This is a genomic window from Aeromonas sp. 600886 (genome assembly GCF_049174935.1).
Classification (GTDB): domain Bacteria; phylum Pseudomonadota; class Gammaproteobacteria; order Enterobacterales; family Aeromonadaceae; genus Aeromonas; species Aeromonas veronii_A.
The window spans coordinates 24,010-38,202 of the sequence record NZ_JAAKUB010000009.1; the positions used below are offsets into that span (position 1 = coordinate 24,010).

14 protein-coding genes are annotated in these 14,193 nt (G+C 60.7%); 8 read left to right on the forward strand and 6 right to left on the reverse strand.

Annotation, left to right across the window (positions count from 1 at the left end):
- Nucleotides 1-7: 7 nt before the first annotated feature.
- The 3 genes from G5179_RS08975 to G5179_RS08985 are packed head-to-tail and all read left to right on the forward strand — an operon-like array spanning nt 8 to nt 3,487.
- The gene (locus G5179_RS08975; protein WP_106844099.1) at nt 8-1,279 is read left to right on the forward strand and encodes a paraquat-inducible protein A; all 1,272 of its coding nucleotides are present in this window, start codon (nt 8-10) and stop codon (nt 1,277-1,279) included.
- The gene (gene pqiB / locus G5179_RS08980; RefSeq protein ID WP_005335774.1) at nt 1,272-2,921 is read left to right on the forward strand and encodes an intermembrane transport protein PqiB; all 1,650 of its coding nucleotides are present in this window, start codon (nt 1,272-1,274) and stop codon (nt 2,919-2,921) included. Before G5179_RS08975 ends, pqiB begins: the two co-directional genes overlap by 8 nt.
- On the forward strand, nt 2,918-3,487 hold the full coding sequence (locus G5179_RS08985; protein WP_421258218.1) for a PqiC family protein: 570 nt from the start codon (nt 2,918-2,920) through the stop codon (nt 3,485-3,487). Before pqiB ends, G5179_RS08985 begins: the two co-directional genes overlap by 4 nt.
- A gap of 80 nt (nt 3,488-3,567) precedes the next feature.
- On the opposite strand, the gene rlmD is transcribed toward G5179_RS08985, so the two are convergent.
- The gene (rlmD, locus tag G5179_RS08990) at nt 3,568-4,920 is read right to left on the reverse strand and encodes a 23S rRNA (uracil(1939)-C(5))-methyltransferase RlmD (RefSeq protein ID WP_204481000.1); all 1,353 of its coding nucleotides are present in this window, start codon (nt 4,918-4,920) and stop codon (nt 3,568-3,570) included.
- A gap of 273 nt (nt 4,921-5,193) precedes the next feature.
- Between rlmD and G5179_RS08995 the strand changes: the two genes are divergently transcribed.
- Nucleotides 5,194-6,918 carry a proline--tRNA ligase gene (locus G5179_RS08995; RefSeq protein WP_421258219.1) on the forward strand — a complete coding sequence of 575 codons (1,725 nt, stop codon included), beginning with the start codon at nt 5,194-5,196 and terminating at the stop codon, nt 6,916-6,918.
- A gap of 92 nt (nt 6,919-7,010) precedes the next feature.
- Here the strand turns inward: G5179_RS08995 and G5179_RS09000 are convergent, their stop codons facing one another.
- From G5179_RS09000 to G5179_RS09010, 3 genes are all read right to left on the reverse strand, one after another.
- Nucleotides 7,011-7,691, reverse strand: coding sequence for an SDR family oxidoreductase (locus tag G5179_RS09000; RefSeq protein WP_279465813.1), 681 nt, complete (start codon nt 7,689-7,691; stop codon nt 7,011-7,013).
- A gap of 31 nt (nt 7,692-7,722) precedes the next feature.
- On the reverse strand, nt 7,723-8,355 hold the full coding sequence (locus tag G5179_RS09005) for a TIGR04219 family outer membrane beta-barrel protein (protein ID WP_106844095.1): 633 nt from the start codon (nt 8,353-8,355) through the stop codon (nt 7,723-7,725).
- Between the two features lie 95 nt (nt 8,356-8,450).
- Nucleotides 8,451-8,900, reverse strand: coding sequence for a copper chaperone PCu(A)C (locus tag G5179_RS09010; protein WP_421258220.1), 450 nt, complete (start codon nt 8,898-8,900; stop codon nt 8,451-8,453).
- A gap of 90 nt (nt 8,901-8,990) precedes the next feature.
- Between G5179_RS09010 and G5179_RS09015 the strand changes: the two genes are divergently transcribed.
- The gene (locus G5179_RS09015) at nt 8,991-9,740 is read left to right on the forward strand and encodes an enoyl-CoA hydratase-related protein (protein WP_201953520.1); all 750 of its coding nucleotides are present in this window, start codon (nt 8,991-8,993) and stop codon (nt 9,738-9,740) included.
- A 17-nt stretch (nt 9,741-9,757) separates the two neighbouring features.
- Here the strand turns inward: G5179_RS09015 and G5179_RS09020 are convergent, their stop codons facing one another.
- Entirely contained in the window at nt 9,758-10,186 is a 429-nt protein-coding gene (locus G5179_RS09020) for a DUF2753 family protein (RefSeq protein WP_005335785.1), read from the reverse strand.
- Between the two features lie 284 nt (nt 10,187-10,470).
- On the opposite strand from G5179_RS09020, the gene G5179_RS09025 reads away from it, so the two are divergent.
- Nucleotides 10,471-11,130 carry a CatB-related O-acetyltransferase gene (locus G5179_RS09025; protein ID WP_421258221.1) on the forward strand — a complete coding sequence of 220 codons (660 nt, stop codon included), beginning with the start codon at nt 10,471-10,473 and terminating at the stop codon, nt 11,128-11,130.
- A 101-nt stretch (nt 11,131-11,231) separates the two neighbouring features.
- Here G5179_RS09025 and G5179_RS09030 read toward each other — a convergent pair whose 3' ends face one another.
- Nucleotides 11,232-11,939, reverse strand: a complete 708-nt coding sequence (locus G5179_RS09030) for a ParB-like protein (RefSeq protein WP_421258222.1) — start codon at nt 11,937-11,939, stop codon at nt 11,232-11,234.
- A gap of 184 nt (nt 11,940-12,123) precedes the next feature.
- Here G5179_RS09030 and G5179_RS09035 point away from each other — a divergent pair, with 184 nt between their 5' ends.
- Together G5179_RS09035 and G5179_RS09040 are read left to right on the forward strand one after the other, a co-directional pair.
- Nucleotides 12,124-13,728, forward strand: coding sequence for a peptide ABC transporter substrate-binding protein (locus G5179_RS09035; RefSeq protein ID WP_421258223.1), 1,605 nt, complete (start codon nt 12,124-12,126; stop codon nt 13,726-13,728).
- Nucleotides 13,729-13,846: 118 nt separating this feature from the next.
- Nucleotides 13,847-14,161 (forward strand): hypothetical protein, encoded by a 315-nt coding sequence (locus G5179_RS09040; protein ID WP_421230976.1) that lies wholly within the window; start codon nt 13,847-13,849, stop codon nt 14,159-14,161.
- The last annotated feature ends 32 nt before the right edge of the window (nt 14,162-14,193 follow it).

Sequence of the window (14,193 nt, forward strand, 5' to 3'; positions counted from 1 at the left end):
TTTTATCTTGCATCCGGTTTCACACCAACACCACACCACCTATGTCCATGATGCCACTGCCTGCGAAGAGTGTGACCTGCTGATACCGGCCACACCGCTCGAGGTGGGACAGGCCAGTTGCTGTCCCCGTTGCGGACACACCCTGAGTCGCCACCTGCCACAGCAGGAGTTGCGGCCGATCTCCTACGGGTTCGCGGCACTTATCATGTTCGTGCTCGCCAATGCCTTTACCTTTATGTCCTTCTCGGCCAAAGGGGTGGGCCAGGAGATGACCTTTTTGCAGAGCATCACCACCCTGGTGGATGAGGGCTATCTGTTTCTCGGCGCGGTACTGAGCCTGACCCTGATCGGCCTGCCGCTGGTCTATATGGGCTCCATCATGCTGGTGCTGTGGCGGATCGATAAAGATCTGCACAGCAATGCCCTGCGCTCCCTCGGCCGTCTGCTCTGCCGGATCAAACCCTGGCTGATGGTGGATGTCTTTCTGGTGGGAGTGCTCATCTCGCTGGTCAAGCTGATGGGGATGGCCGACATCAAGATGGGGCTGTCATTCTGGGCTTTCGTCGGCTACACGGTGCTGCTCATCAAGATGATCTCCTCACTGGATCAGATGTGGCTGTGGCAGCGGCTGTTCGGCCCGACCGAGGCGCGGGAGATCGACCCGGAAGCGGGCGCGCTGGAATCAGGTCTGGTGGGCTGCCATATCTGTGGCGCTCTGAGCGAGGTGGGCAGCCACAGCTGCTCCCGCTGCGGCGGCAAGCTGCATGCGCGCAAGCCGGGCGGCCTGAACCGCACCTGGGCGCTGCTGTTTACCTCCGCCATTCTCTACATTCCGGCCAACGTCTATCCCATCATGGATACAGTGTTCCTCGGTGATGACAGCCCCTCCACCATCCTCGGCGGTGTGGTGCTGCTGTGGGCCATGGGCTCCTACCCCATAGCTGCGGTGATCTTTTTCGCCAGCGTGGTGGTGCCGCTGGTGAAAATACTGGCGCTATTCTGGCTTTGCTATATGGTGCAGCGCGGCAATGTCACCTCCCCCCTCGGCAAGCTCAAACTCTATCGCATGACCGAATTTGTCGGACGCTGGTCGATGATCGACGTCTTCGTGGTGGCCATTCTGGCGGGCCTGATCCGGCTCGACAATCTGATGACCATCTATCCCGGCCCTGCGGCCGTCGCATTTGCAGGTGTAGTGCTGATCACCATGGTCGCCGCCATGAGTTTCGACTCCCGCCTGATCTGGGATTTACAACAAGGAGAACGCGAACGTGAGTGAGCGTAAAAAAAGGTGGAAACCGGGCTCTGACTTTCTGAGCTCTGCCGCCGCAATCTGGATGGTGCCCCTGCTGGCGCTGTTCATCGGTCTCTGGATGCTGTTCCAGCACTGGTACTCCCAAGGCCCCAGCTTCACCCTGACAGTCGCCACTGCCGAGGGCATAGTCGCTGGCAAGACGGTGATCCGCTCCCGCGAAGTGGATGTCGGCCGTATCGAGGCAGTCGAGCTGAGCGATGACTACAGCCATGCCGTGCTGAAAGGACGGCTGACCAATGCTGCCTCCGGCATGCTGCGCGGTGACAGCCAGTTCTGGGTGGTCAAGCCCAGAGTGGGCCGTGAAGGGGTATCGGGTCTGAGCACCCTGCTCTCCGGCGCCTATATCGAGCTCGCCCCCGGCAAGAAAGGTCGGGCGCGGGACGAGTACGCCATGCTGGACAAACCGCCGCTCGCCTCCCTCGATGCCAAGGGGCTGCGTCTCACCCTCAGCAGTCGCGACACTCGCGCGCTGGGGGAAGGCTCCCCCATCAACTATCAGGGCTTCACCATAGGTCAGGTGGAAGAGGCGAAGTTCCTGCCGGAAAAGAGCGAGATGCAGTATCAAATCTTCATCCACGCCCCCTATGACATTCTGGTGAGCAGCAACTCCCGCTTCTGGATGACCCCGGGCTTCGAGGTCTCCATGAGCAGCGAGGGGATGAAGGTGAAGATGGATTCGCTGGAGAGCCTGATCGATGGCGGCATCACCATGGGTCTGCCACCCGGCTGGGCGCCTGGCGAACCGGTCAAACAGATGGAAGGGTTCACCCTGTTCCAGGATGAGGCGAGCGTGCTGGCCGGTAGTCTGGATCAGTTCATCGACTACGTCTTCCTGTTCGATGACAACGTGGGTGGCCTGCACCCGGGCGCGGCGGTGCAGTATCGCGGCATTCGGGTCGGTACCGTCATCTCCGCCCCCTACCTCATCGAGGACAAGGGCGTGCAGATCTTCAAGAGCCGCCAGATCCCGGTGCTGGCCCGCATCGAGGTGCAGCGCCTCTCCCACCGCTATGCCAAGGCGGAGAAGGATCAGTGGCGTGCCCTGTTCGGCAAGCAGTTCAAGGAAGGGTTGCGTGCCAGCCTCAAGACCTCGAGCCTGCTGACCGGCGGCAAGATCATCGATCTCAACTTCTATCCGGACGCGCCACGTTTCGAGCAGGCCAAGCTGGCCGGTTATCAGGTCTTCCCCACCGTGCAGGGTGGGTTGGATCAGATCGAGCGCAAGGTGAACCTCATCCTCGACAAGTTTGTCGACATGGACATGGCAACCACCCTGACCAAGGTCAACGGGTCACTCACCACCCTGGATGGCACCCTGAAGAACATCAGTGCAGTCAGCGCCAACCTGAACAAGCTCACCGCCAAGGATTCCACCCAGCAGCTGCCGGCCTCGCTCAACGAGAGTCTCAAACAGTTGCAGGAGACCTTGCAGGCCTATGATGCCCAGTCGCAGACCAATCAGGACCTGCGCCAGTCGGTGCAGACCCTCAATCAGTTGATGCGCGAACTGCAGCCGCTGGTGCACTCCCTCAACGAGCAGCCCAGCTCGCTGATCTTCGATCGCGCGCATCCATCGGACCCTGAGCCCAAGCGAGGCAAACAATGAAAAAAGAGATCCTGACGCTGGCCCTGCTGGGTCTGCTGGCGGGTTGCAGCAGCCAACCAAGCCTGCACTACTACTCGCTCGATGCCGATAGTCAGCAACCCGTGACGACCCCGGCCCAACCGCAGCACCAGTTGGTGCTGCGCCCGGTGGCGCTGGCCAGCCAGCTCGACCGGATCAGTCTGGTCTATCAGCTGGAAGGGCAAGAGCTGCACTTCACCGAGTACCATCGCTGGGCCGGTGCGCTGGACGATCAGCTCAACCAGCTCACCCTCAATGGCCTCTCCACCCGCCTGCCGGGCTGGGTGGTGCGGCAGGATGGCGCCCGCAAGGGGCCGGTGCTGACCATTCTGGTGGAGCGCTTTCAGGGCCGTCATGACGGCAGCGCCGTGCTGAGCGGCCGCTGGCGCCTGCTGGCGGAAGATGGCACCGTGCTGCGCGATGCCCCCTTCCGTCAGGAACGGATACTGCCGGCCGATGGCTATAACGCGCTGGTGAACGAGCTGGGTCAGGGCTGGCAACAGCTGCTCGACCAGATCGCCGCCGAGGTGCGCCAGAGCGCCAGCTAATCGGCCATCAGCCGATTGCAGAGATAAAAAAACGACGCCAGTTGGCGTCGTTTTTTATGTGGGCAAGAGTCGGGGGCGACTTATGCCTTGGCGGGCAGGCTCAGGCGGGCAACCGCTTCCACATGCATGGAGTGCGGGAACATATCGACCGGTTGCACTTCGTCCAGCACGAAGCCCTGCTTGACCAGCCAGGCAAGGTCGCGGGCCAGGGTCTGCGGGTTGCAGGAGACATAGACCAGACGGCGGGGCGCCATGGCGACCAGGGTCTGCAGCACCGCTTTGTCACAGCCTTTGCGGGGCGGGTCCATCACCACCACATCAGCGGTCACACCTTGGGCGTGCAGTTCGGGCATCAGCTGCTCCGCCTTGCCGACGTGGAATTCGGTGTGCTCGATGCCGTTGAGGGCGGCGTTGCGGCGGGCATCGCTGATGGCGCTTTCCACCGACTCGATCCCCACCACCTTGGCGGCCTTGCCAGCCAGGAACAGGGAGATGGTGCCGATACCGCAATAGATGTCGAACACCGTCTCGTTACCGGTCAGCTCGGCATACTCGAGGGCGCTGGAGTAGAGCACATCGGTCTGGGTCGGGTTGTTCTGGAAGAAGGAGAGCGGCGAGATCTCGAACTCGAGTTCGTGGATCTTGTCGCGGATCACCCCTTCGCCGAGCAGCACCCGGTTGGTGGCACCCAGAATGCGGTTGGTGCGCTCATCGTTGATGTTCTGCACCAGAGTAGTAACCGGCAGATCGCTCAGGGCTGCCAGCAGCTCGGCTTCGAACGGCAGCTCCTCGCCCAGGGTCACCAGCACCACCATCAGCTCGCCGCTCTTGAAACCCTTGCGGGTCATCAGGTTGCGCACGCAGCCGCTGTGGTTCACTTCGTCATAGGCGGCGATGTCATGCGTGCGCATCCAGTCACGCACCCGGGCGTTGAGCTCGACGTGCAGCGAGTCCTGCACCGCACAGTCATCGGCGGTGATGAGATCATGAGAGTGCTTGCGATAAAAACCGATCTCGGCACCGGCGTCACAGCCACGCACCGCATATTGCGCCTTGTTGCGATAGGCGAACGGGCTCTCCATGCCAAGGATATCCTTGACCGGCGTGTCACCCAGCCCGACCTGCTCCAGTGCGCTCTGCACCAGTGCCTGCTTGAGCTTGAGCTGGGCCGGATAGGCCAGCGGACGTACCTGACAGCCACCGCACTCGGTGTTGGGGCAGAAATCGGCAACCCGATCGGCGGAGGGTTGGAGCAGCTCGGCAACCTTGCCGTGCAGATAGTTCGGCTTGACCTCGGTCAGCTCCACCAGCGCCTGCTCACCGGGCAGCAGACCTTCGACAAACAGGGGGCGATCGAACAGGCGTCCTTTGCCATCTCCTTTGTCGGTCAGTTCCAGGATCTCGATCTGGTGTTGATGTCCCACTAACGGCATGAGCGGCTCCAAAAGTACTAAAAAATGGGGGCGATGGACGCGGAAAAACCATGCCCATCGAGAAAAGGTGGCAGAGTTTAGCGGAGATCCGGCCAAATTGCAGGCATAAAAAGCCTGCTTGTTGCAATGGTCATTGCCCTGACCATCTGCCGGGCGTGGCCACCTTTCGGGCTGCGGCAAATTTAACCCTTGGGCCGCAACGCCCAGCCTGTTAAAATTCCGCCCTTGAAATTATCCTGGGCCCCGCGCCCGTTCTAGCTAAGGTCTACCGCGATGCGTACCAGCCAATATCTGCTTTCCACTCTCAAGGAAACCCCCTCCGACGCTGAAGTTGTCAGCCACCAGCTGATGCTGCGCGCCGGGATGATCCGTAAACTGGCCTCCGGCATGTATGCCTGGTTGCCAACCGGTCTGCGGGTACTGAAGAAAATCGAGAACATTGTTCGCGAAGAGATGAACAATGCTGGTGCCGTCGAAGTCTCCATGCCAGTAGTGCAACCCGCCGAGCTGTGGCAGGAGTCCGGCCGCTGGGATGACTACGGTCCCGAGCTGTGCCGTCTGACCGACCGCCACAACCGTCCCTTCGTGCTGGGCCCGACCCACGAAGAGGTGATCACTGCGCTGGTGCGTTACGAAGTGAACAGCTACAAGCAGCTGCCGCTCAACCTCTACCAGATCCAGACCAAGTTCCGCGACGAAGTGCGCCCCCGTTTCGGCGTGATGCGTGGCCGCGAATTCCTGATGAAGGATGCCTACTCCTTCCACATCGACAAAGAGTCTCTGGTCGATACCTACGAGAAGATGCACGCCGCCTACTGCAAGGCGTTCACCCGCATGGGCCTGAACTTCCGTCCGGTGCAGGCCGATACCGGCTCCATCGGTGGTACCGGTTCCCACGAGTTCCAGGTGCTGGCCGAGAGCGGTGAAGACTTGATCGCCTTCTCCGATACATCCGATTACGCCGCCAACATCGAGATGGCCGAAGCGCTGGCACCGGCTGGCGAGCGCGCTGCCGCAACCAAAGCCCTGACCAAGGTGGCCACCCCGGCCGTCCACACCATCGACGAAGTGGCCGCTTTCCTGAACGTGGCGCCGACCGCCATCGCCAAGACCCTACTGGTACTGGCCGAGGAAGATGAGCACGGAAAACAGGCCGTCATCGCTCTGGTACTGCGTGGCGACCACGAGCTGAACGAAATCAAGGCTGAGAAGCTTTCTGGCGTGGCTAACCCGCTGACCTTCGCCAATGACGAGCAGATCAAAGCGGCCGCCGGTTGCGACGCAGGCTCCATCGGCCCGGTCGGCTTTGCCGGTCGCATCATCGTCGATCGCAGCGCCGCCCATCTGAGCGATTTTGTTTGCGGCGCCAACGAGACCGGTTTCCACCTGACCGGTGCCAACTGGGATCGCGACATCACCTCTTTTGAGGTTGCCGACCTGCGCAACGTGGTGGAAGGCGACCCGAGCCCGTGCGGCCAGGGCAAGCTGCTGCTCAAGCGCGGTATCGAAGTGGGCCACATCTTCCAGCTGGGTACCAAGTACTCCGAAGCGATGAAGGCGAGCGTGCTGAACGAAGCTGGCAAATCCGTCACCATGGAGATGGGTTGCTACGGTATCGGGGTTTCCCGTCTGGTGGCTGCCGCCATCGAGCAGAACAACGACCAGTACGGCATCATCTGGCCGGACGCCATCGCCCCGTTCGAAGTGGCCATCGTGCCGATGAACATGCACAAGTCCGAGCGCGTGGCCGAGCAGGCACAGCAGTTCTACGCCGAGCTGAAAGCCGCAGGTGTGGACGTGCTGTTCGACGACCGTAAAGAGCGCCCGGGCGTGATGTTCGCCGACATGGAGCTGCTGGGCATCCCGCACGCCATCGTCATCGGCGATCGCGGTCTGGACAACGGCGTGGTGGAGTACAAGTGCCGCCGCACCGGCGAGAAGCAGGAAGTGGCCATCAGCGACATCATCGCCATGCTCAAGGCCAAGCTGGGCCGTTAATTCCGCCCCCTTACCTGAATAGAAAAGCGCGCCGTTTGGCGCGCTTTTTGTTTCTGTGTGCTGACGACGGCAACCGGATGGCGGGCTTCGCCTCAGGAATTGCGACCGATAAAGAGGTCGGTCACGTGGCAGCTGCTTCTGGCTTCCAGTGCGTCGAGCATATAGGCCGCCGCATCTTCCGGGGTCATGAAGCCGCTCGGGTCCACGTGATCCGAGTTGTCCCAGAATTCGCTGCGGATCCCGCTCGGATAGAGATTGACCAGCCGCAGTGGCGAGCCTTTCAGCTCCGCGCGCAAGGATTCGAGAAAGCCGCGCATCCCCCATTTGGAGGCGCAGTAGAGGCTCTCGTTGGCCTTGCCCACCTGCGCGGCGGAGGAGAGCACATTGGCCAGTACTCCGCCTTTCTCACCGATAAGCCGCACCGTCTGCTGGGCCACCAGAATGGTGGAGATGAGATTGCTCTCCACCACCCGGCGGATCTGCTCGGCGGTGTAGACACCGACCGGGCCAAACTCGCCCACCCCGGCGCAGTGGATCACCATATCGGGCTGCCCGCCCCACTCCACCGCAGCGGCGAAGGCAACGTCGACCTCTTCATGGTGCGCCAGATCGGCCGCGATGCCGATCACCGCGCTGCCGAGCAGTTGTTCCTGCTCCTGCAGTCGCTGATAACGGCGCCCCATCATGGAGACCTGATGGCCCCGCTCAACCAGACCTATGGTCAGCGCCCGGCCGAGACCAGAACCGGCACCTGTCACTATGATGTGGCCCATTATCGCTCCTCGTCGTCAGTTGACGGTCTGATTAGAAAGTGAATTCACCACCCATGAACCAGCCGTCTACAGACTGATCGATATTGGCGAAGTCGACCTTGGCTTCACGCCAGCCGGCACGCAGCTTGATCGGCATGGAGGAGAACTTGTAGGAACCACCCAGACGGTAGTCATAGTTGTCCGCATCGTGAGTGCGCAGATCGCCGAAGAAGGCGATGCCGGTGCCCGGGATCTTCACTTCACTGCCGGCATAAGCCATCAGGGTATCTTCGTCATAACCCTTGCGACCGACATAGACCTGCTCGCCATCGTAGTGACGGCCGGTCATACCCAGATCGATCTTGAACAGATCGTTGTTGAACAGACGGTAGTAGAGGCTCAGATCGTAGGCAGTCAGATCGTTCTTGAAGTTGCCGCCGGAGGTGCTGAAATCGGAGACTTCAAACTTGGCGTTCGGCAGGAAGATGATGCCGTGTTCCAGTTGCAGATAGCCGTTCCAGTTGTAGCTGTCGTCATAGCTGCCATCAGCACTGGTGCCATAAGCCTGACCACTGCCCTTGGCGGCCCATACGTCGGCACCGGCGGCAAAACGCCAGTCGTCAGCGGCCATGGCACTCTGGCTGCACAGAGCCAGCACAAAACCGGCAATCAGCGTCTTTTTCATTACGTCACTTCCTCTTGCATACATGGAAAAGAGCACTATTTTACTCGGTGCAGCCAAAATACCCAGCGTCAATCCTGAACAAACGACGACAAATGTCAGTGCTTCATATGCTTCATCTCTGCCATCGGCTCAATCGGCTTCACCGGCAGTGACAGATCCAGCTTCTGACCATCGTCCATGGTGAGGGTGAGCGGGAAAGGGGTCTGCTCGGAGAGCGTGCCCACCTCGAACAGCATGATGTGCAGGCTGCCCGGTTTCAGCACCGCTTCGCCCTTGGCCAGGATCTCGATATTCTCGACCTGACGCATCTTCATCACGCCATTTTCGTGCAGGTGAGTGTGCAGCTCGGCACGACCCGCTGCAGCAGAGGCCGCCGCCACCAGCTTGACCGGCTGGTCGGCGTCATTCTTGAGCACCATAAAGGCGGCAGTGTTGGGAGAGCCCGGCGGCAACAGGCGCACATAGCCGTCGACGGCCTCGACCTTGGCCAGCGCAGGCGCAGTCATCCCCAGAACCAGCAGAGAATAAAACGCACGTTTAAACATGGTTGAAATCCTTTTATGATGTTGTTAAACGGCGCCAAGATTACCCCAGCAGCAACCTTTTTTGCACCTTTCAATAACAAGGATTTAGACATGGCCCCCATTCTCATTGTCGAGCAGCAGGATGGCTTGCTCACCCTGACCCTCAACCGCCCCGACAAGCGCAACGCTCTCAATACCGAGCTCTATAAGCAACTGGTGGCAGCGCTGGGAGAGGCGGCAGCCGATGAGGAGGTGCATGTCCTGTTGTTGCAGGGGCAGCAGGATTGCTTTACCGCGGGCAATGATCTGGCCGACTTTATGGGCAAGAACTCGCTGGAGCCCGACGACCCCATCCTGCAGTTCCTCCACACCCTTGCCGACTTCCCCAAACCCGTGATCGCCGCTGTTGCAGGTCCTGCAGTAGGGATAGGCACCACCATTCTGCTGCACTGCGATCTGGTCTATCTGGGGGATAACGCCCGCTTGCAGCTTCCCTTTGTCGAGTTGGGTCTGGTGCCGGAGTTTGCCTCCAGCCTGCTGCTGCCGCGTCTGGTGGGGCACCTCAAGGCGGCGGAGCTGTTGCTGCTGGCCGAGGCGATTGATGCCGAGGAGGCGCTGCGGCTCGGGCTCGCCAACAAGGTGGTGGCGGCCGATGGAGTGCTCTCCTTTGCCCGCGAGCAGGGGCTGAAGCTGGCGGCCAAGCCGCCCAGAGCGCTGCAAAAGAGCAAGGCGCTGCTGAAACAGGAGCTCAAACAGGCGGTGCACTTTGTCATCGATCTGGAGGCGCGCGCCTTCGCCCAGGCACTGCAAGGGGAAGAGGCGCAACAACGCATCGCCCAGAAACTCAAACGGCGGGGCTGAGCCTCGCCCCAATCCGTTCAGTTCAGGCGAAAACGGCCGATCAGCTCGCAGCCCTGCACCTTGTCCTGCAACTGGATCAGCCGGGCAATTTCCGGATTGGGGTGGCGCTTGAGAAAGGCGAGCAGGGCACCGCGACAGCAACCCAGCTCGCTGATCAGCGCCTCGCACTCCCGGTTGGGGCACTGCGGCACCAGCGCCGTCACCAGCTCGGAGGCAAGCTTCAGGTAGCGCAGCTCGTAAGTCGGCTCATCCATCGCCCGCCAGAAGTCGGCCAGCCGGTGACAGGTGGCGACCCGCATGGTGGCCAGCTCGGTCAACTCGACCTGAGTCATCTCGTAAACATCCCCCAGCGCCTGCTGATAAAAGCAGATCGCTGCCCCCAGCGAACCGGCCTGCCAGGCACGCTCCGCCTCCAGCATGTATCGTTGCCAACTTTGCGGTGTCATCTCGCTCTCCCGAGTCCGTCATGGTGGGAGTGTTATCATGGCTAATTGAGAATAAATATCAACCAGAGGGTTAGTGCAGGATCTCTGCGCAACCTTGGCCAACCCGGCGCCCGACCTTATGATCGCGCCCTTCCCTCTTCTTTGGAGCACACCACAATGCGACCTCGCCTCCCGCAGATGTTGGGCTGCTCCCTGCTCTGCGTGCCCCGCATGCTGGTCTGGATCTATTAGCTGCGCTCAAGCGAACGCAACCCATCCGATCCATTCAGCAAAGGAGTACCAATATGAGCACCTGCCAACACTGGTCGCAGGTCGAATACCTGCACCTGACGGTGACCAACCCCAATATCTGCCTCAAAGGGCAGCACAGCTACTACTCGGGTGCCTGGGATGGCCCCTTCGAAGAGGTGGCGGTGCGCTACCTCCATGGCGATCCCTTCAGCCGCAGCCCGGAAACCGGCTGGGAGCCGCTCTGGCATATCGACCGGCTCCATATCGGCGACTATGTGCAAATTGCCGCCGGGGTAAAGATCATCATGGGGGGCAACCACACCCACAACACGGCCTTCATCAGCACCTATCCGTTCGCCGATCTGGCGGCGCTCCAGCGCAGCTACCGCCCCGCTGGCGATACCCGCATCGGCAACGATGTCTGGATCGGCATGGAGGCGATGATCATGCCCGGCGTCACCATCGGCGACGGCGCCATCATCGCCGCCCGCTCGTTGGTCAATCAGGATGTACCGCCCTATGCCATGGTGGCGGGCACCCCGGCCAGGGTGGTGCGAATGCGCTTTGGCGAGGAGGAGATTGCCCGGCTACAGGCCCTCGCCTGGTGGGATTGGCCGGATCAACAGGTCAACGATCTGCTACCGCTGATCCAGCAAGGTGACGTCGCCCTGCTTGAGCAGGCGGCTGCCCCCTGGGCGGAGCGCCATGAGTGACCATCACTAGCCAGCAGTAACAAGCTGACAGCAGAAGGGCGACCCCGGGGTCGCCCTCTTTTATCTCCGGCATGCTCTGGATGCCGTCATCGCTCATCCACTCACTGCGCGCTTTTGGACTGGTTGAGGCTGCACTGCTTGCCGGGATAACCGGGTAGATCCTTGGCATCGCTGCCGCAGGCGAGCCGTTTGGCCTGTTGCAGGCGGGCCGCCAGATTGGCGCTGTCCACCGGCATCCATTGCATCTGCTTGCCGAGCCAGCTGGCCCAGGCAAACTCGACGAAATAGACCTGTTTGTCCTTGCGAAAGTAGCCCGCATTCTGCAGCAGTCCGGCGAGGGTGCGATAGGGGTAATCAGGCAGCTTGTCGATGCTGGTCGGCAACTGCTCCGGGGTCAGTGGTTGCCCCTTCTCATCCTTGAGCCAGGCCCAATGGTTGTTCTGCATCTGGCTCCAGAAGTTGGCTTTGTCCTGCAGGCGGCCAATCACCTTGACCCGGGCATCCTTGACGCCCTGTTGCCACAACGCCTTGGTGAGATGGTGTCTGTCCACCAGCCAGTAGCTGCCATCCGGTGCAATCACTACAGGGATCTCTTTCTTTTTCATCAACTTGTCGAGCTGCTTTGCGCTCATGCCCGCCATTGTGGCCTGGGTCTCATCAACCTGGATCTGGCCGACGCCCCCCTGGGTCGGGTGCAAGGCATCGATGCCGATCTCGCACCAGTTGCCCACCGCCGTGTCGCTCTGGCACGGGGCCAACGCCCAGGCACTCTGGCTCAACACACAGGCCAGCAATAACCATGCTTTCATCGTTTGACACTCCTCACCACATTGAACTGCACAGACGCCGGGAACGCTCTTCTACCCCGATTGGGAGTGAGAGTCGAATGCTGGCGGTCAGACCAGCAAACGGGATATCATGATTTCCCATCTGTCGGCGATATTTTCTCGCCGAGTTTTCTCCCCGCTTCACACTATTTGAAGGATCCGACCCATGAAAGGATGGACCCCCTTGCTGGCCCTGCTGGGCTGTGCTGCTGTCCAGGCAGCCGATATTCCCGCCGGAACACAACTCGCCGCCGAGCAGATTGTCGTTCGCCACCTAAAGGATGAACCTGCGAGCCTGAGCCCGCTCAAGCTGGTCGGCCTGCCGGAGTTGCAGGTACTGCGGGATCTGTTCGAGGGGCTGCTGACCCAGGGGCCGGATGGCAAACCGGTTGCTGGGGTGGCGGCCAGCTGGGAGAACAAGGGCAACCAGTTCTTTACCTTCCATCTGCGCCCGGATGCGCGCTGGTCCAACGGCGATCCGGTCAAGGCCGGCGACTTCGTCTACGGCTGGCGCAAGCTGGTCGACCCGAAAGAGGCGGCCACCTTCGCCTGGTTTGCCCAACTGGCCCGTTTCGACAAGGTGGACGAGATCGTGGCTGGCAAATTGCCTGCCAGCGAGCTGGGGGTCAAGGCCCTCGATGATCACACCCTGCAAGTGACCCTCTCCCAGCCGGTGCCCTACTTCCTGAACCTGCTGAGCCACCCCAGCCTGTCGCCGCTCCATCAGGCCAGCATCGAGCAGTACGGCAACCAGTGGACCCAACCCGGCAAACTGGTGGGCAACGGTGCCTTTGTGCTGAACAACCGGGTGGTCAACGAGAAGCTGGAGCTGACCCCCAATCCTTATTACTGGGATCGGGCCCATACCATATTGACCAAGGTGATCTTCATGCCGATCAATCAGGAGAGCGCGGCGACCAACCGCTATCTGGCGGGCGATCTGCATATCACCGAATCCTTCCCCAAGGAGCAGTACGACAAGCTGAAGCAGCAGATCCCGAATGAGGTCTACACCCCGGATCAGCTCGGTACCTACTACTACGCCTTCAATACCAAACAGGCACCGCTCGACGATGTGCGGGTGCGCAAGGCGCTCTCCTACACCATCGACCGCGCCCTGATCGCCGACAAGGTGCTCGGCACTGGCGAGAAACCGGCTTATCACTTCACTCCGGATGTGACCGCCAGCTTTACCCCGGCCGCCAACTTGCTCTCCAGCAGCAGCCAGCCGGCGCTGGACAGCAAGGCCAAGGCCCTGCTCAAGGAGGCCGGTTACGGCCCGGACAAGCCGCTCAAGCTGACCCTGCTCTACAACACCGCAGAAATTCACAAGAAGATGGCACTGGCGATTGCCAGCATGTGGAAGCAGAAGCTGGGCGCCGAGGTCGAGCTCACCAATCAGGAGTGGAAAACCTATCTCGACAGTCGCCAGAGCGGTCAGTTCGAGGTGATCCGCTCCTCCTGGGTCGCAGATTACAACGACCCGTCAGCGTTCCTCGGCCTGTGGGGCTCCCGTCACAGCGGCAATATGGCAGGCTTTGCCAATGCCCGTTATGACCAGCTGCTGGCAGAGGCGGCCAGCACTCAGGATGTCGCCAGCCGTAGCAAGCTGTTTGGCGAGGCAGAGGCGATCCTGCTGGATCAAGCCCCCATCGCCCCCATCTACCAGTACACCAATGCCCGACTCATCAAGCCATGGCTCAAAGGCTACCCCATCAACAACCCGGAGGATGTGGCCTACAGCCGCCAGCTCTACCTCGTCAAACACTGAGACCGGCCACAACGATGCGAGGCCCCACTGGGCCTCGCTATTGATACTGTTCACACCACGATTTCCAGCCTAAAATGCCGCCCCTTCTGTTCAATTAATCTTCAATCCCCACTCAGTCATGCGCTACCTGATACTGCTCTCGTTGTTGTGGACCCTGCCTGCGCAGGCCAATCGCGAATCCCAATGCCAGCAAGAGTTTGTCGGCTGGATGCTGCATCAGCAGCAACAGTTCAGCGATCGCAAGTCTGACAAGATGGAGCGGCGCCGGGCCGAGCGGGCCATCGATCTTGCCCGGCAGGAGTACGACAAGCAGGCCAGCTTCTGCAAGACCATGCAGCTTGTTCGTGAATACAAAGATGGCGATCCACGTTTTACTCCGCGCCCCGGAGAGATACACGACTACAGTACGGCTTCTGACAACACATCAGGGTGACCCTGACCAGAAAAACCAAAAGCGCGTCGATT

Excerpts from the sequence above, each read along its gene's own strand:
- G5179_RS09025 (WP_421258221.1), top strand. The coding sequence starts at position 10,471 with ATGAGCACCTGCCAACACTGGTCGCAGGTCGAATACCTGCACCTGACG.
- rlmD (WP_204481000.1), bottom strand. The coding sequence starts at position 4,920 with ATGCCGTTAGTGGGACATCAACACCAGATCGAGATCCTGGAACTGACC.
- G5179_RS09000 (WP_279465813.1), bottom strand. The coding sequence starts at position 7,691 with ATGGGCCACATCATAGTGACAGGTGCCGGTTCTGGTCTCGGCCGGGCG.
- G5179_RS09005 (WP_106844095.1), bottom strand. The coding sequence starts at position 8,355 with ATGAAAAAGACGCTGATTGCCGGTTTTGTGCTGGCTCTGTGCAGCCAG.
- G5179_RS09040 (WP_421230976.1), top strand. The coding sequence starts at position 13,847 with ATGCGCTACCTGATACTGCTCTCGTTGTTGTGGACCCTGCCTGCGCAG.
- G5179_RS08995 (WP_421258219.1), top strand. The coding sequence starts at position 5,194 with ATGCGTACCAGCCAATATCTGCTTTCCACTCTCAAGGAAACCCCCTCC.
- G5179_RS09015 (WP_201953520.1), top strand. The coding sequence starts at position 8,991 with ATGGCCCCCATTCTCATTGTCGAGCAGCAGGATGGCTTGCTCACCCTG.
- G5179_RS08985 (WP_421258218.1), top strand. The coding sequence starts at position 2,918 with ATGAAAAAAGAGATCCTGACGCTGGCCCTGCTGGGTCTGCTGGCGGGT.
- G5179_RS09020 (WP_005335785.1), bottom strand. The coding sequence starts at position 10,186 with ATGACACCGCAAAGTTGGCAACGATACATGCTGGAGGCGGAGCGTGCC.
- G5179_RS09010 (WP_421258220.1), bottom strand. The coding sequence starts at position 8,900 with ATGTTTAAACGTGCGTTTTATTCTCTGCTGGTTCTGGGGATGACTGCG.
- G5179_RS09030 (WP_421258222.1), bottom strand. The coding sequence starts at position 11,939 with ATGAAAGCATGGTTATTGCTGGCCTGTGTGTTGAGCCAGAGTGCCTGG.
- G5179_RS09035 (WP_421258223.1), top strand. The coding sequence starts at position 12,124 with ATGAAAGGATGGACCCCCTTGCTGGCCCTGCTGGGCTGTGCTGCTGTC.